Genomic DNA, 20,077 nt, shown 5'->3' with positions numbered 1-20,077 from the left:
TAGTCGGGATCACGGCGCGGCGCTTCAGCGCATCTTCACTAATCTATCGTCTGCTCCTCTCATGCGCCCGAGGCTTGGGCACGGACCGGGACGGTGCATGCGCCAATCCATCACCATCGAAGTGCGCTCGCCCCTCTTGAGCGATGCCGCCGTTGCGACGACGGTGGTCGTGACCTTGCCGACTTTCCGGCGGCCGGATCACCTTCTGAAGACGCTTGCCTCGTTGACGGCCCAGCAGACGACGCGGCGCTTCGCCGTCATCGTCATGGAGAACGACGCCGAGGGGAGAGCGGGGCTTGCCGCCGCCGCGCCGCTGTTTGCCGCGGGCGCGCTGACCGGCCTGGTGCTGGTCGCGCACGAGCGCGGCAACTGCTCGGCCTACAATGCCGGTTGGCAGACGGCCCTCGCCGAATTTCCCAGCCTCGAGCATCTCCTCGTCATCGACGACGACGAATGCGCCGGCGCGGACTGGATCGAGCGTCTCTGCGCAGCATCCGAGGCGCTCGGCGCCGATATGGTCGGCGGCCCGCAACGCCCGGTGTTCGAGCCGGGCGCAGCGCTCGGCTATGCCCGCCATCCGGTCTTCACCCCGCATTATGCCGTCACCGGGCAAGTGCCGATCCTCTACTCCTCCGGCAACGTCCTGATCCGGCGCCAGGTGCTGGAGGCGATGGGCGCACCCTTCCTCGACACCGCCTTCAACTTCATCGGCGGCGGCGACAGCGATTTCTATGCCCGCGCCCGCCGACGGGGCTTTCGTTTCGGCTGGTGCGAGGAGGCGCCGGTGTTCGAGACGACGCCGGCCCGGCGCACCGAATTCGACTGGATCCAGGCGCGGAGCCTGCGCAATGGCGCGATCTCCGCCATCATCGAGCGCCGTGCCGAACCCGGCGCGGCAGGCACCCGGCGGCGCGTCGCCAAGAGCCTCGCGCTGTTGGCAGCCTCGCCGTTCAGGGCTATCAGACAGGGATGGAAGGCACGTTCCGCCGCTATCGGTCTCTATCCCGTCCAGGTCGCCATCGGCCGGTTCCAGGCCGAGTTCGGGAGGGTGAATGAGCAGTACCGCCGCCCCGAACAGAACTGAGCCGTCGCTGGAGCAGCAGACCGTCGAGGCCGTCCGCACCATGCTCGGGGCGGCGGTGTTCGTCGTCCTGCTGGTCTCGTTCACGCCGTTCAACGTGCAGAGCGCGGCGACCGCCGACAGCGGCAATGTGATCAACCAGATCGGCTATGGCAGCCTGGGGCTGCTGGCGCTGTTCGGCCATCTGATGTTCACCGACCGCCGCGTGGCGCTGTCGCTGCTGCGCCCGACCTGGCTGCTGATGGCGGCCTGGCTCGTCTTCTCCATCACTCAGTCAAACTGGCCGGATCCAGCCTTCCGCGCCGTGCTGTTCTCGCTGTTCGCGATGATCGCGGCGACCGGCGTCGTCTGCCTGCCGACGACGGCGCGGGGGTTTCGCGTGGTGCTGATCGCCGGCGCGCTGGCGGTGCTCGGCCTGTCCTATGCCGGCCTCGTCGTCCTGCCCGATATCGCCATCCACACGGCGAGCGGCGACGAGCCCGAGCATGCCGGCCTCTGGCGCGGCATCTACAGCCACAAGAATGTCGCAGGTCCGGTCATGGCCGCGTTGTTCTTCATCGGCCTCTACCTCCTGCGCAGCGGCGAGCGCGGGTTCGGCTGGGTGATCACCCTCCTTTCCGCCCTCTTCGTCTACAAGACCGGCTCGAAGACCTCCGCCGCGCTGGTGCCGCTCGTCGCCTGCCTGATCGTCGGCGCGCGGATTTTTGGCGGGCGGGTGCTGCCGGTCGCGATCCTCGGCTTCGTCGCCGCGCTGATGGCGCTGATGACGCTGGGCGCTGCGGTGTCGCCGACGCTCGACGGCCTGCTGCAGGCCGTGCTGCCCGGTACCACCTTCACCGGCCGCATGGATCTCTGGCGGTTTGCCGTCGACACCATGGCGCCGCGGCAATGGACCGGCTGGGGCTTTGAATCCTTCTGGCTGACCTCGAACGTCCTCGGCGCCGAGACGCCGTTCGAGCTGTCCTGGGATCCGCGCGGCATCGTCCACTCGCACAACGGCTATCTCGACATCGCCATCGCCATGGGCTGGCCCGCGCTGGCGCTGGCGGCGGTCATGCTCATCCTGCTGCCGTTCGCCGACTATGTCCGCTGCCGGGCGGGCACCGAGAACGAGAAGCTGGCCGATCTCTTCCTGATGGTGCTCGCCTTCATGCTGCTGAACTCCTTCCTGGAAAGCTATCTCTTCAAGCGCGCCGACCCGTCCTGGATGCTCGCCTGGATCTCCGTGGTCGGCCTTCGGCTGCTGTCGCGGTTCCGCATCGCGCCGTGAAACGGTGGCGACGGGCCGAAATCCGTGCGAATGGCTGGGCGCGGCCGGGCTGCGGCCTATTTCCAGCGCGTCAGTTGCATAGCCAAACCGGAAGGCCCTTTCATGGATAGCCTGCGTCTCGATGCCGTCGATGCGGACGACCTCGCCATCCTGTCCGCCCATTGCCAGGACAGCGTGGTGCGGCTCGAGGACTGCAGCTATTCGGCAAGGAGCGGAACCTTCGATCTCCTGATGAACCGCTTCGTCTGGGAGAAGACCGAGGCCCGCGCGCGCTTCAGCCTGTTTCGCCGCCGCGACTACGAGCGGCGGCGTGCCGGCCTGCACTTCACCCGTGTCCGCGGCGTGCAGCGGATCGGCTTCGATCCCGCCGTCGGCGAGCAGGTGCTGTCGCTGCTGACGATGCGTTTCGAGCCGGGCGAATTGCCCTCGGGCCGGATCGAGCTTGTCTTTGCCGGCGGGTCCGCGATAAGGCTCGACGTCGAATGCGTCGAGGCGCGTCTGACGGATCTTGGCGCCGCCTGGTCCACCACCGCGCGCCCCGATCATGATCAGCCCGACGATCGCTAGAAGCCGGCACACGCCGGTCGGGCGGCCGGGCTCGGGGAGATAAGCCATTGCCGGTCAGGCTGACCACAAGCGCCGCTGATTTCGAAGCCAGCTTTGCCGCACTGCTGGGCGCCAAGCGCGAGGTCTCGGCCGACGTCGACGCCGTCGTCCGCGCCATCGTCGCCGATGTCCGCGAGAATGGCGACGCGGCGCTCATCGCGCTGACGGCGCGCTTCGACGGGCTTGAGCTGACGCCCGAGACGATCCGCATCGGTGCGGACGAGGTCGAGGAGGCCTATCGCCGCACCGACGCGGTGACGCTCGATGCGCTCGAACTCGCCCATGCCCGCATCACTAGCCACCACGCGCGCCAGATGCCGAAGGACGATTTCTATACCGATGCGATCGGCGTCGAGCTCGGCAGCCGCTGGACGGCGGTGGAATCGGTCGGGCTCTACGTCCCCGGCGGCGCCGCGAGCTATCCGTCCTCGGTGCTGATGAACGCCATTCCGGCGAAGGTCGCGGGCGTCGAGCGCATCGCCATGGTGGTCCCGGCGCAGAAAGGCACGCTCAATCCTCTGGTGCTGGCGGCCGCGCGCATTGCCGGCGTCGACGAGATCTACCGCGTCGGCGGGGCGCAGGCGGTGGCCGCGCTTGCCTATGGCACCAAGACCATTCGTCCGGTCGCCAAGATCGTCGGCCCCGGCAATGCCTATGTCGCCGCCGCCAAGCGCCAGGTCTTCGGCATGGTCGGCATCGACATGATCGCCGGCCCGTCGGAGGTCCTCGTCATCGCCGACGGCAGCAACGACCCCGCCTGGATCGCCGCCGACCTGCTGGCGCAGGCCGAGCACGACGCCGCCGCGCAGTCGATCCTGATCACCGACGACGCCGCTTTCGCGGATGCCGTGGCGGATGCCGTGGAGCTGCAGCTGACCCGCCTGTCGCGGCAGAAGACAGCCGCTGCCAGCTGGCGCGATTTCGGCGCGATCATCCTCACCCGCGATCTCTCCGAAGCCCCGCCGCTGGCCGACCGGATCGCGGCCGAGCACCTGGAGCTCGCCGTCGACGATCCCGACGCCCTGTTCGCGAAGATCCGCAATGCCGGCGCGGTGTTTCTCGGGCGCCATACGCCGGAGGTCATCGGCGACTATGTCGGCGGCTCCAACCACGTCCTGCCGACTGCGCGCTCGGCGCGTTTCTCGTCGGGGCTCTCGGTGCTCGACTTCGTCAAGCGGACCTCGACCCTGAAGCTCGGGCCGGACCAGCTGCGCCAGCTCGGCCCCGCGGCGATCGAACTGGCGCGCGTCGAGGGGCTCGATGCGCACGGACGGTCCGTCGCCATCCGCCTGAACCTCTAGGCAATCCGATGGCAAACACCCCCTCCGGCTCCCGGCTGATCGCCATTGATCTCGATGCCACCATCGGCCGCGCGACGCCCGACATCGAGCACGAGCGGGCGGTGGCGATCTTCGACCTGATCGAGGAGAACGACTTTCAGCCGGTGGGCCTTGCGCCCGGGCAATTCCGGCTGAAGCTCTCGCTGGTCGACAAGCGGCTGGTCTTCGACATCCGCGACGAGACCGAAGAGGCCGTCGTCACCCACATCCTGTCGCTGACGCCGCTGAAGCGGATCATCCGCGACTATTTCCTGATCTGCGACAGCTACTACCAGGCGATCCGCTCGGCGACGCCCTCGCAGATCGAGGCGATCGACATGGGGCGTCGTGGCATCCACAATGACGGATCGCAGGTTCTGCGCGAGCGGCTGGCCGGTAAGATCGAGGTCGACCTCGATACCGCGCGGCGCCTGTTCACGCTGATCTGCGTGCTGCACTGGCGGAACTGAGGCGATGGCCAGCGACGTGACGCCCGACGGCAAGGCAGCGCGGCGGATCGCCTCGGTGCTGTTCGTCTGCGGCATGAATGCCATCCGCTCCCCCATGGCCGAGGCGCTGGCCCGCTCGCTGCTGCCGCCCTCGACCTATGTCGTCTCCGCCGGCATTCGCGGCGGCGAGCGCGACCCGTTCGTCGACGTCGTGCTGGCCGAAAAGGGCCTCGGCCTCGGCACCCGCAAGCCGCAGGGGCTGGAGGAGCTTGCCGACGGCTATTTCGACCTGATCGTCACCATGGCGCCGGAAGCCCACCACACCGTGCTCGACACCACCGGCTCGCAGGCGGTCGACGTCGAGTTCTGGCCGATGCCGGATCCTTCCGTGGTCACCGGTAGCCGCCAGCAAATCCTCGACGCCTACCGCGACGTGCGCGAGCGGATCGAGGCGCGCATCCGCCAGCGGATGCTGTCCGAAGGCTGAAGCCAGCCCTCCAGCTTTTCAGTGCGCCTCGACCTTCACGCCGGCGTTCGGCCGCTTGATGAAGACCGACAGGACGACGAGGCACGAGAACAGCACCGTCAGCGTCAGGAAGACGTCGCCGAACGACATCACCATCGCCTCGCGCCGGACGATGCTCGACATCTGGCTGAGCGCCGTCATGTCGCCGTCGAGCCCGCGGGCGTTCATCGACGCCGCCATGTCGCTCATCCGGTCCTCGACGACACCGCGGCCCCAGCGCACGGATTCGGCCAGCCGCTCGTAATGCAGCGTCTCGCGGTCGGTCAGCAGCGTATTGATGATGGCGAGGCCGACCGCGCCGCCGAGGTTGCGCGTCAGGTTGTAGAGGCCCGAGCCACCCTTCATCTTCGCCGGCGCCAAGGTGCCGAGCGCGATGTTGTTGATCGGGATCATCGCCATCATCAGGCCGACGCCGCGCAGGATCTGCGGGATGAACAGCTCCCAGAAGTCCCAGTCGTGCGTCAGACCCGACATCAGCCAAGTGCCGAGCGCGAAGGACGAGAAGCCCATCGCCATCATCACCCGCGGGTCCATCTTGCCCGACAGGAAGCCGGACACCGGTGCCATGACGAACATGGCAAGGCCGGAGATAAACATCGTCTGGCCGATCATCAGCGAATCATAGTCGCGAATCCGGGCGAGATAGACGGGGTAGAGGTAGGTCAGGCCGTAGAGCCCGATGCCCATGACGAAGGAGAACAGCGAGCCGAAGGCGAAGTTGCGGTTGGCGAAGGCCGACAGGTCGACGATCGGCTCCTTGGCGGTGAAGGCGCGGTAGAGGAAGAGGATCCCGCCGAGCGTCGCGACGACGGCGAAGATGGAGATGCTGGTATCCTCGAACCAGTCGTTCAGCGGTCCTTCCTCCAGCACGTATTCCAGCGAGCCGAGGAAGGCCGCCATGCCGGCAAGGCCGAACCAGTCGAACTTCTTGAACAGGCCGAGGTCCGGCTTGTCGAAGTCGACGAGATACCAGGTCGAGATGGCGACGATGATGCCGGGCGGCACGTTGACGAGGAACAGCCAGTGCCAGGAGAAGGCATGGCTGAGATAGCCGCCGACGGTCGGGCCGATGGTCGGGGCCAGCGTCGCGACGAGGCCGATCATCGGCGAGACGATGTTGCGCTTCGACGGCGGGAAGACGGTGAACGCCGCGGCGAAGACGCTCGGGATCATGCCGCCGCCGATGAAGCCCTGGATCGCGCGGTAGACGATCATCTGGTCGATGTTGGTGGCGGTGGCGCAGAGCGCCGAGGCGGCGGTGAAGCCGGCGGCCGAGCAAGCGAACAGCACCCGCGTCGACAGCATCCGGCCAAGAAAGCCGGACAGCGGGATCATGATGACCTCGGCGATGAGGTAGGCCGTCTGGACCCAGGGGATCTCGTCCGAAGAGGCCGAGAGGCCGGCCTGGATCTCCGACAGCGAGGCCGAGACGATCTGGATGTCGAGGATCGCCATGAACATGCCGAAGACCATCGCGATGAAGGCGATCATCTTGCGCGTCGAGATCGTCTCGTTCGCCGCCATGGGTTTTGGCGCGCTGGCGGGAAGGGCGGAGGCGGTGGTGCTGGACATGGCGCGGAGCCTTGGGCCGGATGGGGGATCTGGGCCGGCCGAGGTCGGTCGATGAAAATTTGCTTGTCGGCTGTAGCGCCCCGCCGAACCCGAGGTTCAGGCGGGGAGCCGGCGGCTTTATCTTCCGAAACCTAGAACATTCTTCTTTGAATGGGCGAGCCCACCCAGTCGCAGGATGCTTTAGTTCGCGGTCGCCGCCACGTCTGCCGTGCGCCCGGATGAGCCGGCAGCGGCGGTGTCGGTCTTCGGCCCGGTGCGGATGTCGACCGACACCACGGCCGACAGGCCGGGGCGGAACACGCCGGCGAACTCGGACTCGTGGTCGATGGCGATCCGCACCGGCACGCGTTGGACCACCTTGGTGAAGTTGCCCGTCGCGTTGTCGGAAGGCAGCAGCGAGAACACCGAGCCGGACGCCGGCGACAGGCTGTCGATCGTTCCCTCGAACTTGCGGCCGGAGACGGCGTCGAGCTCGATCTCGACCTTCTGGCCGGGCCGGAGATCGCGCAGCTGCGTCTCCTTGAAGTTCGCGTCGATGTAGGTCCGGTCGAGCGGAACGATGGCCGCCAAGCGACGGCCGGCCGAGACGAGATCGCCTGGCTGGACGGCGAGGTTGCCGACGATGCCGTCATACGGCGCACGGATGGTGGTGAAGGTCAGGTCGCGCGCCGCCTGGTCGCGGGCAATCTCCAACTCGCGCACGGTTCGCTCGGCTTCCTTGCGCTGGGCATCGAGCACCGCGACGTTGGCCCTGGCGGCGGCGATCGACGCATCCGCGCCGGCAACCTTGGCGGCGGCCGAATCGCGCGTGCTTTGCGCCGTGTCCTTGCCGGCCTTCGTTCCAGCGCCGCTGGTGACGAGGTTGCTGGCGCGCGCGAGATCGAGCTCGGCCTGGGCGAGGTCGACGGAGGTTGCGTTCCGCGACGCCTGGGCTTCGCCGATCTGGGCTTCCGCCGCGTCGCGCTGCGAGCCGATCCGGTCGATCGCGGCGCGCTGGGTGGCGATCTTCGCCTCCGCCGTCTCCAGCGCAAGCGCAAAGTCGCCATCATCGATGATCACCAGCGGAGCGCCGGCGCGCACGATGTCGTTCTCCTTCACCGGCACGGTCTGGACATAGCCGGTGATCTTCGGCGAGACGATCGACATGTCGGCGCCGAGATAGGCGTCGTCGGTCGAGACCATGAACCGTCCCGTCGTCCAGTAGTAATGGCCGTAATAGCTGCCGCCACCGAGGGCGGCGAGGAAAACCAGGGAGAGGACGAGCTTCTTCTTCCAGGCGCGCTTCGGCTTTTGCGGAACAGCTGTCGCCGCCGGTGGAGCGGCCGACGCCTCGGTCTTCGCTTCCTGCTTCGGCGCGTCGACCGGTGTCTCGCGCAGCGTCGCCGGCGCTTGCGGCGCGGTCTTCACCGCAGCCGTTCCGGAACCGGTGGTGATTTCGGCGGCGTCGCCGGAAGGGCCCTGTTGCTTGTCCGCGATGTCGAGCACTGGTAAGTTCCTTCAATCGAACCGAACCGTTCAGTTCGATGTTGACGTAGCGGCCTTCATCACCCATTTCAAGATAGCCGGCGGAATTTCACGCCGTATTAAAATAGGTTCGGCAAACTGTGACGATTCGGCATCTTTCGATCTGCGGACAAACCGGCGCTTTCTCCAGGGCGACCGCACCGCGCCACGGCGCCCGGCGATGAGCGAGGTTGCCGTTCGCGCCGCCGCCGGCGAGGATCCGCTGAAGCGCGGGCAAATCCTCGAGGGCGCCCGTCAGGTGTTCAGCACGGTCGGTTTCGACGCCGCCAGCATGAACGATGTCACCCGGGCCGCCGGGGTCTCCAAGTCGACGCTCTACGTCTATTTCCGCAGTAAGGAAGAACTGTTCACGGCCCTGATCGCCGAGACGCGCGACGCCTATTTCGCGCGGATCGAGAAGATCTTCACCGATCCGACCCACCCGGCCGAGACACTGCACACCTATGGCGAAGCGCTGACCACCATGCTGACCACGGCGAAGATCATGCGGGTCAACCGCACGGTGATCGCCGTCGCCAGCCGCATGCCGGAGATCGGCATCGAGTTCTTCGCCAAGGGCCCGCAGCGGGCCATCGCCCTCTTGTCGTCCTACCTCGCCTCGGCCACCGCCGCGGGGCATCTGAAGGTCGGCGACCCGGTGATGGCGGCGCACCAGTTCAACGAGTTGGCGATGGCGGGGCTGTTTCGCTGCCGCCTGTTCAACCAGAGCATTCCCGAACCGACCGCCGACGAGATCGCCCGGACGGTCGATGCGGCCGTCGCGCTGTTCATGGCCGGCTACGGCGTCGCGGGTGTGGGCGCAGAGCCCGCTTTGGCCTAGGGCACTCTAGAGCGCCGTGCATCCGATCGGATGCACAAAGGACGTTCTAGCTCTCTGGAACTAGAGCATCTTTCCTTGATTGGGTAAGTCTACCCAATCGCAGGATGCTCTAGCGCTCCTCGGTGGCGAACGTCGTGATCGTCTGCTGCAACTCGGTCAGGCCAAGGTTCTTTTCCGAGGATGTCGCGATCAGCACGGGAAACGCTGCCGGCCGCTTGGCGATCAGCTTCAGCGTCGCCTCGATCAGTTTCGGCACGCCCTCCGGCTTGATCTTGTCGGTCTTGGTGAGGACGATCTGGTAGGAGACCGCGGCCTTGTCGAGGAGCGCCAGCACGTCCGCATCGTTGGTCTTGATGCCGTGGCGGGAATCGATCAGCACGAACACCCGCTTCAGCGTCGCGCGGCCGCGGAGATAGTCGAACACCAGACGTGTCCAGGCATCCACCTGGTCTTTCGGCGCCTCGGCATAGCCGTAGCCGGGCATGTCGACGAGGGCGATCGGCGGCAGGTCGCCGTTCTCGCCGGTATGCCCCCCCGGCACGAAGTAGTTCAGCTCCTGCGTCCGCCCCGGCGTGTTCGAGGTGCGGGCGAGGCCCTTCTGGCCGACCAGCGCATTGATCAGCGACGACTTGCCGACGTTCGAGCGGCCGGCGAAGGCGACCTCCGGCGGGCCTTCCGGCGGCAGAAACTTCATCGCCGGCACGCCGCGGATGAACACCCACGGCCGGGCGAAGAACAGCCTGTGGTCGCCGCCGGCCGCCGGGCCCTCGTTTTTGGTGAAGTCGCTCATCAGGGCCGTCTCCAGCTGGATTTAAGTGCCACGCCGGGCGGCAAGGATGGGGCAGGCACGGGGAGGGCGTCTCCCTTCATAGCGAATCGACGCCGGCCTGAAAACGCGAAGAGCCGGAGGCAGGACCTCCGGCTCTTCGATCTCGCCTGAACCGCTGGCTCAGGCTTCCTTCTTCGTCCGCTTGAACACGTCGCGGATGTTGTCGAACAGCTCGATCTTGGTGCCGTTGCGCTTCATGATCACCGACTGCTGGATGATCGAGAGCGTGTTGTTCCAAGTCCAGTAGATCACCAGGCCGGCCGGGAAAGTCGCCAGCATGAAGGTGAAGATCAGCGGCATCCAGGTGAAGATCATCTTCTGCGTCGGATCCGGCGGCGTCGGGTTCAGCTTCATCTGGACGAACATCGTCACGCCCATCAGCAGCGGCCAGACGCCGATCATCAGCGCATGTGGCGGCGACCAGGGGATCAGGCCGAACAGGTTGAAGAGGCTCGTCGGATCGGGTGCGGCGAGATCTTGGATCCAGCCGAAGAACGGCGCATGCCGCATCTCGATGGTGACGTAGAGAACCTTGTAAAGCGCGAAGAACACCGGGATCTGCACCAGCACCGGCCAGCAGCCGGCGGCCGGATTGATCTTCTCGGTCTTGTAGATCTCCATCATCGCCTGTTGCTGCTTCATCTTGTCGTCGGCGTATTTCTCGCGCAGCTCGACAATCTTCGGCTGGATGTTCTTCATCTTCGCCATCGACTTGTACGACTTCGAGGCGAGCGGGAAGAAGAACAGCTTGAGGCAGACGGTGACGATCAGGATGGCCGCACCGAAATTGCCGGTGAAGTTGAACAGCCAGTCGATGACGTGGAACAGCGGGCGGGTGATGAAGAAGAACCAGCCCCAGTCGATCAGCTGGCCGAACTTGGTGACGCCGGCCTCTTTCTCGTAGCCGTCGATGATGTCGACAACCTTCGGACCGGCAAAGGTGCGGGAGACCACTTTGCCAGTGGCGCCCGGCGCGACGGTGACCGGATCGCTGACATAGGAGCTGTTGTACTGCGGACGGCCGGAAGCCTGGTACAGGAATTCCGAAGCGAACGGACGACCGGTTTCCGGGATCAGCGCGGTCGCCCAATACTTGTCGGTCACACCGAGCCAGCCACTCGAAGCTTTCGCCGGCTGGACGCGGCCCTCGCTCTCGATCTTCGCGAAGGTCCGCTCCGTCACGCCCTCCTCGCCGAACACGCCGAGAAGGCCCTCGAACACCACCCAGGCAGACGCGACCTGCGGCTTGGTGAAGCGCACCACGCGACCGGCAGGCGAGACGGATACCGGCGCGGTGCCGGCGTTCTCGACCGTGTCGGTCATCGTGAACATGTAGTCGCCGTCGAGCGCGATCTCGCGGCGGAAGGTGACGGCCTTCTCGTTGGTGTAGGTGAGGACCACCGGTGCGGTGTGCGTCAGGGTCTGGTTGCCTTCGGCAGTCCACACCGTCTGCGAACCAGGCACGGAGCCTGCATCCTGACTGAGGTAACCGAACTCGGCGTAATAGGCGTCGTGCGTCGCCTCGGGCGACAGCAGGACGATTGTCGGGGAATTGTCGTCGACGGTATCGTGGTACTTGCGCAGCCGCAGGTCATCGAGGCGCGCGCCGCGCAGGTTGATCGAGCCGACCAGCGTCGGCGTGTCGATGGCGATCCGTGGCGCGCCGGCCAGAGCCTCTTCGCGCGTGGCGGTGCCCGGCAGCGGCGTGGTGGCGGAGGACGGGACGATGCTCTCGCGGCCGGCCGGGGCGGGGACGCTCTGCTGCGGCGTGCCGGCGGGGGTCTGCGGCGTCTGCAGCGAGCCCGGCGCGTTGCCGGCGGCGATCTGCGCCTGGCGCTGCGCTTCCATGCGCGGGCTGACCACGAGGAACTGCCAGCCGACCAGCACGGCGATCGACAGCGCCATGGCGATCAGGAAGTTGCGGTTGTTCTGCATGGATTATTCCCCGGTGGGTGCCCTGCCGGTGTCGACGGGCGCCGGCCGATCGCGCCGGGTCCGCGCGAAGCGCCGGGACAGCTCGTGCTTCAGCGTCGCGAAGGGCACGCCGAGAAGATCGCGACGGGCGACGACGACATAGTCGAAGCCCGAGGCCATGTCATTTCCACATTCCAGACGCACCGCCTCGCGCAAGCGCCGGCGGATGCGGTTTCGCTCGACGGCATTGCCCACCTTGCGGGTTACCGTCAGGCCCAGCCGGGCCTCATCCTCGTCCTTGCGGTCGAGCGCCTCGATGAAGAAGAGCGGGCCGTTGAGACGCCGCCCCTTACGCGCGGCGAGAAACTCGGCGCGCGTCTTCATCCGGCCGAAGCCCATGCCGGTTTAGGCCGAGAGGCGCTTGCGGCCCTTGGCGCGACGCGACGCGATGACCTTGCGGCCGCCGACCGTCTCCATGCGCGCACGGAAGCCGTGGCGACGCTTGCGGACGAGATTGCTCGGCTGGAAAGTGCGCTTCATTGTTCCATCCCCGCAGCCGTGCCGCAGGCCTCTTGATCGTGCGAAAAAATTACCGGAGACCGGATCGTCGTCTATTGGACGGCGGCATCATGGCATGCGCGAAACCCCGCGCAGACGCCGTCCGCTCGTTTGGGTGCTTATAGGAAGAGGCTGGGACAAAAGTCAATCGCCGGTGCGCAGCGTGCGCTGCATCCTGCCGGCGGAAATTCGGCTGCCCGGGCGCGCGGCGGGCGCTGAGGGCGGGGCGGGGCGCCCGGGCAGCCGAAGGATGGTTCTAGTTCTGGACGGCCTGGACGGAGCCGCCATCGACGCGCACGTTCGAGCCGTTGATGAACGAGGCGCGGTCGGAGACCAGGAGGGCGATGACCGCCGCCACCTCGTCGACGCGGCCGCGCCGCTTCAGCGAGATGCCCGGACGCTCCTCGTCGAGGAAGCTCTCGATCGCCTCGTCGAAGGAGACGCCCTTCTCCTCGGAACGCTTCTCCATCATGCCGTCGGTCATCGGCGTCTCGATAAAGGCCGGGGAGACGGTGTTGCAAAGGATGCCGTGCTCGGCCTCCTTGTAGGAGAGGTTCTTGACGAAGGTCGCGAGCGACGCCTTGGCGGCGTTGTAGGTCGCCTCTTCCCAATAGGGCTGGACGGCGTTTTCCGAAGTGATGCAGACGAAGCGGCCCCAATTTGCGGCGCGCATGGTGGGGAAGGTGGCGCGGGCCATGCGGACGGCGGAGAAGAAGTCGATCTTCCAGGCCTCTTCGTAGTCCTCGTCCTTCATCTCCAGCGGGTGACCCTTGGCGCCGGTGATGCCGGACATGTGGACGACGATGTCGATGCGCCCGAAGCGCTTCAGCGCTGCCGCCGCGATGGCGTCGACATCGGCCTGCCGGGTGACGTCGGCGGCGACGCAGACGGAATCGGTCGGAAGGTCGGCGGCCTTCTTTTCCAATTCATCCACCTTCATGTCCGACAGGACCAGCAGCGCGCCCTCGGCCGCCAACTGCCTTGCCGTCTCGAAGCCCATGCCGCCGGCAGCACCGGTGATGATCGCGACGCGACCCTTGATACCCAAGTCCATGAAACAATCCTTCTCTGTTCGCCCGACAACGGGGCTGGGGACTTTCGGTTTCGCGAGGAGAGGCGTTAAGAACGGCGATGCCCGATCACGACTTCCGCAGCCCCCGCCTCTTCGTCGATGCCGACCTTCTGGCAGATGCGCCCATCGAGGCGACGCCCGAGCAGTTCAACTATCTTGTCAACGTCCTGCGCTTGACGGCGGCGGATGGCGTTCTCCTGTTCAACGGCCGCGATGGCGAGTGGCTCGCCGGCCTGCAGCAGCCGTCGAAGAAGCGCCTGTCGCTGACGCCGCAACGCCTTGTGCGGCCGCAGACGCCGGTGCCGCCGCTCGAATACCTGTTCGCGCCGCTGAAGCAGGCGCGGCTCGACTACATGGTCCAGAAAGCGGTGGAGATGGGGGCCGGCGTTCTGCAGCCGGTGATGACGCAGCACGTGCAGGCGCCGCGCATCAAGACCGAGCGCATGCGCGCCAATGCCGTGGAGGCCGCCGAGCAGTGCGGCATCTTGTCCATCCCGGACTGCCGAGACATGCTGCGCTTCGCCGATCTCCTCGCTGCCTGGGACGGCACGCGAACGCTGGTCTTCTGCGATGAGCGGGCCGGTTCGGCGAGCCCGATTGATGTGCTGCGCGCCGCGGTTGCCGCGACCGCAAGGCCGCTATCGCTGCTGATCGGGCCGGAGGGCGGCTTTTCCGCGGACGAGCGTCGGCAGCTGCACGCGGTCGATGGCGTCATCGTGATGTCGCTCGGCCCCCGCATCCTCAGGGCCGATACCGCCTCGGTGGCAGCGCTTGCGGTTCTCCAGGCGGCCGTCGGGGACTGGAATGCGAGCGCTGCGTGAGGCGATGTAAGAGCGGGGCAGCCGCACCGTTCACCCGATTCCGCTTGCGAAACGTCCTGAAAGATTTCAGACAGCGATCCCTGCAACAGACGCGCCCTTCCGCCCGGACGGGTCGCGACCGAAACTTCGAGGGCATTCCATGGCGCGCGATACCACCGATCTGACGCCGATTGCCGGAATGGAAGACCTCGTCCAGCACATGCGGGACGGCGAGAAGCCGGAAGAGGCTTTCCGCATCGGCACCGAGCACGAGAAGTTCGGCTTCTATACCGCCGACCTGTCGCCGGTGCCCTACGAGGGCGAGCGGGGCATCCGCAAGCTGCTCGAAGGCATGCAGGCGCTGTCCGGCTGGGAACCGATCATCGACGACGGCCGGCTGATCGGCCTTGCCGGCGCCGACGGCATGGGCGCGATCTCGCTGGAGCCGGGTGGCCAGTTCGAGCTCTCCGGCGCGCCGGTGAAGACGATCCACGACACCTGCCGCGAATCCAACCAGCACCTGGCCCAGGTTCGACAGGTCGCCAAGCCGCTCGGCATCGACTTCCTCGGCCTCGGCTCCAGCCCGACCTGGACGCTGGCCGAGACGCCGATCATGCCGAAGTCGCGCTACGACATCATGCGCAACTACATGCCGAAGATCGGCACCCGCGGTCTCGACATGATGTACCGCACGACGACGATCCAGGTGAACCTCGACTTCTCCTCGGAGCGCGACATGCGCCGGAAGATGCAGGTCGGCATGCGGCTGCAGGCGGTCGCCTCGGCGCTGTTCGCCAACTCGCCGTTCACCGAGGGCAAGCCGAACGGCCTCGTGTCCTGGCGCTCCGACGTCTGGTCGGATGTCGACAACCAGCGCTCCGGTCTCCTGCCCTTCGTGTTCGAGCCGGGCTTCACCTACGCCGACTATGCCGACTGGGCGCTCGACGTGCCAATGTATTTCGTCATGCGCGACGGTCGCTACCGCGATGCCACCGACATCACCTTCCGCCAGTTCCTCGACGGCGCGCTGGAAGGCAAGGTCAGCGATCCCGCGCCGAACATGGGCGACTGGACCAACCACCTCTCGACGCTCTTCCCCGACGTGCGGCTGAAGCGCTTCCTCGAAATGCGCGGCGCCGATGGCGGTCCGTGGCGCCGCATCTGCGCACTGCCGGCCTACTGGGTCGGCCTGCTCTACGATGCGACGGCGCTCGACGAGGCCGAGGAGATGACGAAGGATTGGGGCTTCGAGGAAGTGTCGGCGCTGCGCACAAGGGTGCCGAAGGAAGGCTTCCGCACCCCGTTCCGCTCGGGCACCGTGCTCGACCTCGCCCGGCAGAGCCTCGATATCTCCCACGCCGGGCTGAAGCGCCGTGCCCGCCTCAACGACGAGGGCAATGACGAGAGCGTCTTCCTCGCGCCGCTGAAGGAAGTGGTCGACCGCGGTACCACGTCCGCCGAGGAACTCGTCCGCCTCTACGAGGAGGAGTGGGGCCGCGACATGGGCAAGGTCTTCAAGCACCTTACCTACTGATCGGCACCGCGCCTACTGATCGGGCCCGCCCCGCCCCGGACGGCACGCCGGGCATCCGCGCGTGCAGATGCCAGTGCCGGGCCGCCGCTGACGGGCGGCGCGGATGCCTTTGCATCGCCACCGAAAGCCGTTCATTCTCGCCGCTTGGGGCGCGTCGTTCCGGTCGGGAAGGCCGGTAGCGCTCCCGTGGGAGATGGCGATGGCAGGGTTCGAGGACTGGCGGGTGGTCACCGACCCCAACCTTTTGGCGGAGACCATGGCCGAGCAGTTCCGGCTCAGCCGGAACGAGCTGGAAAAGGCCCAGGCCGCGCTGCAGCCGGCCTTCGCGCTCGGCCTGGAGAAGGCGATGGCGAGCCCGGCCGCGTGGACCGACCTTGCCCGGGCGTTCAGCGCCATGGTGCCGGGCGACGGGGGAGCGATGCCCGGCACCGAGCGCGGCCGCGCCTTCACCGATACCGTCTTCGGCTCGGACGCCTTGACGGCAGCGATCGCCCGGCAGGCCTCGCTGTTCGCCGGCATCGCTCCCGACACCTTGCAAAAGCTGATGCCGGGGCTCGCGCTGCTCAGCATGGAAACGATGGTGCGACAGGTCATGGCGACCCTCTCCCGGCAGCAGCCGGCGGGGCTTGCCACCGGCGACATCGCCGGGGCCACCGCCGAGATGATGCGGCGCGGCGCCAATGCGGTGGAGGCGCTGGGCCGTCCCTCGGATGCGCCGGGTGCCGGGCTCGGCCCCGGCTTCTCCGCCTTCGCGCCCCGTCATTTCGCCGACGCCTTCAATGACGCGCTGAGGCAAGGCATGGCGTTCATGCCCGCGGTGCCGCCCTTGCCGGGCCGGGCGACGCCACAAGCTCAAGCGGCGCCCGAGACCTCGAACCCGATGCTGCCCTTTGCCGCCATGTTCGAGGCTTTCGCCGAGGGCATGCGGGGCGCGCTCGATGGCGCTGCATCACCTTCGGCGAGGGCCGCCGCAACGGCGCAAGCCTCGAAGGTACCGGCGCCGCCTGCCGGCGATCCGCCGCCTTCGTCCGCCGCCGACGCGCCGGCCGCTGCCGATGACGGTCTGGTCGCCGATCTCATGCGATCGGGCCAGCAGATCCAGGCCGATTATGCCCGCGAGATGGCCACGCTGTTCGAGCGCTACCAAGGGAAGTCCGAGCCTAATTAAGGCCCGGCGACCGCGGATGGGCGACAAGGCCGGGGGTTCTATGGCATAGCTCGACCTTGAACCTTGTGCATTGCGGCAGCTTGTTCTGCCGGAAGGGCTTTGCCCGCAGCATGTCAGGGCGAGACTTGGTGCTTGGATTGTCTGTCCCCGGCGCTATCTCGATTTGCAAAGACGGCCGGAAATTCGGCCCGCAACCGGTGGTGAAATGCTTCTGATCAACTTTTTGATCGTCTTTTTCCTGATCATTCTCAACGGGTTCTTCGCGATGTCGGAGCTGGCCATGGTCTCGGCCAAGCGCTCCCGCCTGCAGCAGCTGGCCGACGATGGCAGCCACGGCGCCCGCCGCGCGCTGAAGCTCGTCGACGATCCCACCGGCTTTCTTTCCACCGTCCAGGTCGGCATCACCCTCGTCGGCATCTTCGCCGGTGCCTATGGCGGCTCGGTCTTCGCCGAGCCCCTGGCCAAGGTCCTCGAGCCTACGCTCGGCACCTCGTCCATGACCACGGCCTTCATCATCGTCGTCGTGGTCATCACCTATCTCTCGCTGATCCTCGGCGAACTCGTGCCCAAGCGGTTCGCCATGACCCGCGCGGAAGGCATCGCTGTTGCCGTGGCGCCGATCATGCAGGCGCTGGCGACCATCGGCGCGCCGATCGTCTGGCTGCTGCGCGTCTCGACCGTCGCGGTGTCGAGCCTCGTCGGCGCCAACTCGGCCGATTCCAGCATGGTGACCGAAGAGGACGTGAAGGCGATGATCGCCGAGGGCACGCAGAGCGGCGTGTTCGAGGAGAAGGAGCGCGAGATGCTGGAAGGCGTGCTGCGCATCGCCGACCGCTCCGTGCGTTCGATCATGATCCCGCGTCCGGACACGGTCTGGCTCTCGGTCTCCGACAGCCAGAGCGAGATTCTCGACGAGATCCACTCCTCCGGCCATTCCCGCTTCCCGGTCATGGGCGCGGACGCCGAGGACATTATCGGCGTCGTGCAGGCAAAGGATCTTCTGGAGCAGCAGCGCCAGGACCATGGCATCGATCTCGCCAAGGCGGTGCGCGATCCGCTCTTCGTTAACGAGACCATGCCGATCCTGAAGCTGCTCGACCGGTTCCGCGCGGTGAACCTGCACATGGCGATCGTGCTCGACGAATACGGCTCGTTCGAGGGCATCGTCACGCCGACGGATATCCTCGTCGCCATCGCGGGGTCCCTGCCGGAAGGCCAGAACGACGAGTACAGCGCGGTCCGCCGGGCCGACGGCTCCTGGCTGCTGGACGGCGGCATGCCGATCGACGACCTCGAGCGCGCCCTCGACTGGTTGCGGTTGCCGAAGGACCGCGATTACGAGACGCTGGCCGGCTTCGTGCTGGAGCAGTTTGGTCATATTCCGGGCGTCGGCGAGGGTTTCGACTGGGCCGACTGGCGCTTCGAGGTGATCGATCTCGACGGCCGCCGCATCGACAAGGTGATGGCGATGCCGATCGCCACCAAGCCGGACGAGGGCGACGATACCTCGCTCTGAGCGATCCGTTCCCGGAAGATCCTCGACGACAGACGCTGAAATGCAAACGGCCCGCCAAAAGCGGGCCGTTCATGTGTTGGAGGGGTCGGGGCGGGCAGTCCTCATAGACCGCGGCGGCGCTTCGATGCCTTCACGGCGAGCTGGAAGGTCGGGTCTTCGCGCCAGCCGCGGTGCAGCGCCTCGTGCACGTCGTCACGCTTCAGCCCGACATCGCTGAGGAGGTAATCCGGCAATTCCGAGATCTGGTAGGCGGCGCGGCGGTTGCGGATCATCCGCAGCACGGCGAAGGCGCCTGCGTAGAGAATGCCAGGCGAGGGGATGCGGGGAAGCGACCTCGTCGAGGGTCTTGAGAAGATCGTCATGGCTGTAAACTCCTGTCGAGCCAGTTTGTGTCGGCGCCGGGCATGGCTTCGCCGTCTCCCGCAAACCGTGTTTTGCGAGAACCGAAGAGGCGAAATGCTCCTGACGAAGCGGTTCTAGCCGGGAGCGATTGATCAAGCCAACGAATGTTGGTTATATGATCCATCAACAAGGATGATGGAGGCCCGCATGGCATCGCCACTCGATCTCGACCAGGTCCGGACCTTCGTCGCCATCGTCGACTCCGGCAGCTTCACGCGCGCCGCCGACGAGGTTTTCAAGACCCAGTCCGCCGTCTCGATGCAGATGCGCCGGTTGGAAGAGCGCCTGTCGGTGCAGCTGTTCGAGCGCGCCGGGCGAGCCACCCGGCTCACCGACGAGGGCGCAAGGCTCCTCACTTATGCCCGCAAGATGCTCGCGCTCAGCGAGGAGACGCTCTGCGCCTTCGACGAAGAATCAATCGAAGGCTTTGTGCGCATCGGCCTTCCCGACGACTATGCCGAGCGCTTCCTGCCCGAGATCATGGCGCGGTTTTCCCGGTCCAACCCCAAGGTCGAGCTGCAGATCGCCTGCGAGCCGACGACCAACCTCATCGAACACGTCGAGAAGGGCCATCTCGACGTCGCGCTGGTCTGCCCGACGCGGACGATGCAGGCCGAGGTGGTCCGGCGCGAGCCGCTGCACTTCGTCACGTCGGCGGCCCATTCGGTGCATCTGGAAAAGACCTTGCCGCTGGCCATCGGCCGGTCCGACTGCCACTGGCGCAAGCAGTGCATCGACGCGCTGAACCTGATGGGCCGCGAGCACCGGATCCTGTTCACCTCCTGGTCGGCGACCATCGTCACCTCCGCCGTGCTGTCGGGCCTGGCCGTCAGCGTTCTGCCGGAATGCGCGCTGCGCTCGGGCATGCACGTGCTGGGCGAGGCCGAGGGCTTTCCGCGGCTCGAGGACGCCGAGATCGGCATGATCCGCGCCAAGAACTCGTCGCGCCCGGCGATCGAGGCGCTGATCGCCCATATTCGCGAAAGCCTGCAGAACATGGTGCCGCCCCAGGCAGCCCAGGCCGCCGGCCGACTGCAGGACAACCGCGCCATTCCCGCGCCGCGCCAGCGCTCGGGCATGGTGGCCGCCGGGTGGTGAGACGCCACGGCCGCGAGCG

At 66.7% G+C, this 20,077-nt stretch carries 20 protein-coding genes; 12 read left to right on the top strand and 8 right to left on the bottom strand.

Annotation, left to right across the window (positions count from 1 at the left end):
- The first annotated feature begins 97 nt into the window (after positions 1–97).
- The 6 genes from ACZL02_RS17835 to ACZL02_RS17810 all read left to right on the top strand — a co-directional run bounded on the left by ACZL02_RS17835 (position 98) and on the right by ACZL02_RS17810 (position 5,212).
- Positions 98–1,084 carry a glycosyltransferase family 2 protein gene (locus ACZL02_RS17835; protein WP_472940235.1) on the top strand — a complete coding sequence of 329 codons (987 nt, stop codon included), beginning with the start codon at positions 98–100 and terminating at the stop codon, positions 1,082–1,084.
- Positions 1,053–2,351, top strand: a complete 1,299-nt coding sequence (locus ACZL02_RS17830; RefSeq protein WP_472940234.1) for an O-antigen ligase family protein — start codon at positions 1,053–1,055, stop codon at positions 2,349–2,351. The genes ACZL02_RS17835 and ACZL02_RS17830 overlap by 32 nt, the downstream gene beginning before the upstream one ends.
- A 102-nt stretch (positions 2,352–2,453) precedes the next feature.
- Positions 2,454–2,918 carry a DUF2948 family protein gene (locus tag ACZL02_RS17825; protein WP_472940233.1) on the top strand — a complete coding sequence of 155 codons (465 nt, stop codon included), beginning with the start codon at positions 2,454–2,456 and terminating at the stop codon, positions 2,916–2,918.
- A gap of 47 nt (positions 2,919–2,965) precedes the next feature.
- Positions 2,966–4,258 carry a histidinol dehydrogenase gene (gene hisD, locus ACZL02_RS17820; RefSeq protein WP_472940232.1) on the top strand — a complete coding sequence of 431 codons (1,293 nt, stop codon included), beginning with the start codon at positions 2,966–2,968 and terminating at the stop codon, positions 4,256–4,258.
- Between the two features lie 8 nt (positions 4,259–4,266).
- Complete coding sequence (locus ACZL02_RS17815) at positions 4,267–4,746, top strand: UPF0262 family protein (protein ID WP_472932210.1); 480 nt, start codon at positions 4,267–4,269, stop codon at positions 4,744–4,746.
- Positions 4,747–4,750: 4 nt separating this feature from the next.
- Positions 4,751–5,212 carry an arsenate-mycothiol transferase ArsC gene (locus ACZL02_RS17810; protein WP_472940231.1) on the top strand — a complete coding sequence of 154 codons (462 nt, stop codon included), beginning with the start codon at positions 4,751–4,753 and terminating at the stop codon, positions 5,210–5,212.
- A gap of 18 nt (positions 5,213–5,230) precedes the next feature.
- Here the strand turns inward: ACZL02_RS17810 and ACZL02_RS17805 are convergent, their stop codons facing one another.
- Positions 5,231–6,823 carry a DHA2 family efflux MFS transporter permease subunit gene (locus ACZL02_RS17805; RefSeq protein WP_472940230.1) on the bottom strand — a complete coding sequence of 531 codons (1,593 nt, stop codon included), beginning with the start codon at positions 6,821–6,823 and terminating at the stop codon, positions 5,231–5,233.
- Between the two features lie 180 nt (positions 6,824–7,003).
- Positions 7,004–8,257: an HlyD family secretion protein gene (locus tag ACZL02_RS17800; RefSeq protein WP_472940376.1), complete on the bottom strand. Its 1,254-nt coding sequence runs from the start codon at positions 8,255–8,257 to the stop codon at positions 7,004–7,006.
- Positions 8,258–8,507: 250 nt separating this feature from the next.
- Here ACZL02_RS17800 and ACZL02_RS17795 point away from each other — a divergent pair, with 250 nt between their 5' ends.
- Positions 8,508–9,167 (top strand): TetR/AcrR family transcriptional regulator, encoded by a 660-nt coding sequence (locus ACZL02_RS17795; RefSeq protein WP_472940229.1) that lies wholly within the window; start codon positions 8,508–8,510, stop codon positions 9,165–9,167.
- A gap of 109 nt (positions 9,168–9,276) precedes the next feature.
- Here ACZL02_RS17795 and yihA read toward each other — a convergent pair whose 3' ends face one another.
- The 5 genes from yihA to ACZL02_RS17770 all read right to left on the bottom strand — a co-directional run bounded on the left by yihA (position 9,277) and on the right by ACZL02_RS17770 (position 13,522).
- The gene (gene yihA, locus ACZL02_RS17790; RefSeq protein ID WP_472940228.1) at positions 9,277–9,957 is read right to left on the bottom strand and encodes a ribosome biogenesis GTP-binding protein YihA/YsxC; all 681 of its coding nucleotides are present in this window, start codon (positions 9,955–9,957) and stop codon (positions 9,277–9,279) included.
- A 159-nt stretch (positions 9,958–10,116) separates the two neighbouring features.
- Complete coding sequence (yidC, locus tag ACZL02_RS17785; protein WP_472940227.1) at positions 10,117–11,931, bottom strand: membrane protein insertase YidC; 1,815 nt, start codon at positions 11,929–11,931, stop codon at positions 10,117–10,119.
- A 3-nt stretch (positions 11,932–11,934) separates the two neighbouring features.
- The gene (gene rnpA / locus ACZL02_RS17780; protein ID WP_472940226.1) at positions 11,935–12,294 is read right to left on the bottom strand and encodes a ribonuclease P protein component; all 360 of its coding nucleotides are present in this window, start codon (positions 12,292–12,294) and stop codon (positions 11,935–11,937) included.
- Between the two features lie 21 nt (positions 12,295–12,315).
- Positions 12,316–12,450 (bottom strand): 50S ribosomal protein L34, encoded by a 135-nt coding sequence (rpmH, locus tag ACZL02_RS17775; RefSeq protein WP_472932217.1) that lies wholly within the window; start codon positions 12,448–12,450, stop codon positions 12,316–12,318.
- A 274-nt stretch (positions 12,451–12,724) separates the two neighbouring features.
- Positions 12,725–13,522 carry an SDR family NAD(P)-dependent oxidoreductase gene (locus ACZL02_RS17770; protein ID WP_472940225.1) on the bottom strand — a complete coding sequence of 266 codons (798 nt, stop codon included), beginning with the start codon at positions 13,520–13,522 and terminating at the stop codon, positions 12,725–12,727.
- 77 nt (positions 13,523–13,599) lie between these two features.
- Here ACZL02_RS17770 and ACZL02_RS17765 point away from each other — a divergent pair, with 77 nt between their 5' ends.
- The 4 genes from ACZL02_RS17765 (at position 13,600) to ACZL02_RS17750 (ending at position 18,558) form a co-directional block, all read left to right on the top strand.
- On the top strand, positions 13,600–14,361 hold the full coding sequence (locus tag ACZL02_RS17765) for a 16S rRNA (uracil(1498)-N(3))-methyltransferase (RefSeq protein WP_472940224.1): 762 nt from the start codon (positions 13,600–13,602) through the stop codon (positions 14,359–14,361).
- Positions 14,362–14,500: 139 nt separating this feature from the next.
- The gene (locus ACZL02_RS17760; RefSeq protein WP_472940223.1) at positions 14,501–15,874 is read left to right on the top strand and encodes a glutamate--cysteine ligase; all 1,374 of its coding nucleotides are present in this window, start codon (positions 14,501–14,503) and stop codon (positions 15,872–15,874) included.
- A gap of 199 nt (positions 15,875–16,073) precedes the next feature.
- Positions 16,074–17,042 carry a hypothetical protein gene (locus tag ACZL02_RS17755; protein ID WP_472940222.1) on the top strand — a complete coding sequence of 323 codons (969 nt, stop codon included), beginning with the start codon at positions 16,074–16,076 and terminating at the stop codon, positions 17,040–17,042.
- 205 nt (positions 17,043–17,247) lie between these two features.
- Complete coding sequence (locus ACZL02_RS17750; RefSeq protein ID WP_472940221.1) at positions 17,248–18,558, top strand: hemolysin family protein; 1,311 nt, start codon at positions 17,248–17,250, stop codon at positions 18,556–18,558.
- Positions 18,559–18,659: 101 nt separating this feature from the next.
- Here the strand turns inward: ACZL02_RS17750 and ACZL02_RS17745 are convergent, their stop codons facing one another.
- Positions 18,660–18,920, bottom strand: a complete 261-nt coding sequence (locus ACZL02_RS17745) for a DUF1127 domain-containing protein (protein ID WP_472940220.1) — start codon at positions 18,918–18,920, stop codon at positions 18,660–18,662.
- A 187-nt stretch (positions 18,921–19,107) separates the two neighbouring features.
- Here ACZL02_RS17745 and ACZL02_RS17740 point away from each other — a divergent pair, with 187 nt between their 5' ends.
- Positions 19,108–20,058: a LysR family transcriptional regulator gene (locus tag ACZL02_RS17740; protein WP_472940218.1), complete on the top strand. Its 951-nt coding sequence runs from the start codon at positions 19,108–19,110 to the stop codon at positions 20,056–20,058.
- Positions 20,059–20,077 lie beyond the last annotated feature (19 nt).

Source organism: Mesocryomonas fontinalis (assembly GCF_055730125.2).
Note: the sequence above shows the minus strand (reverse complement) of the source record. Positions and strands in the feature narration are given on the sequence as shown.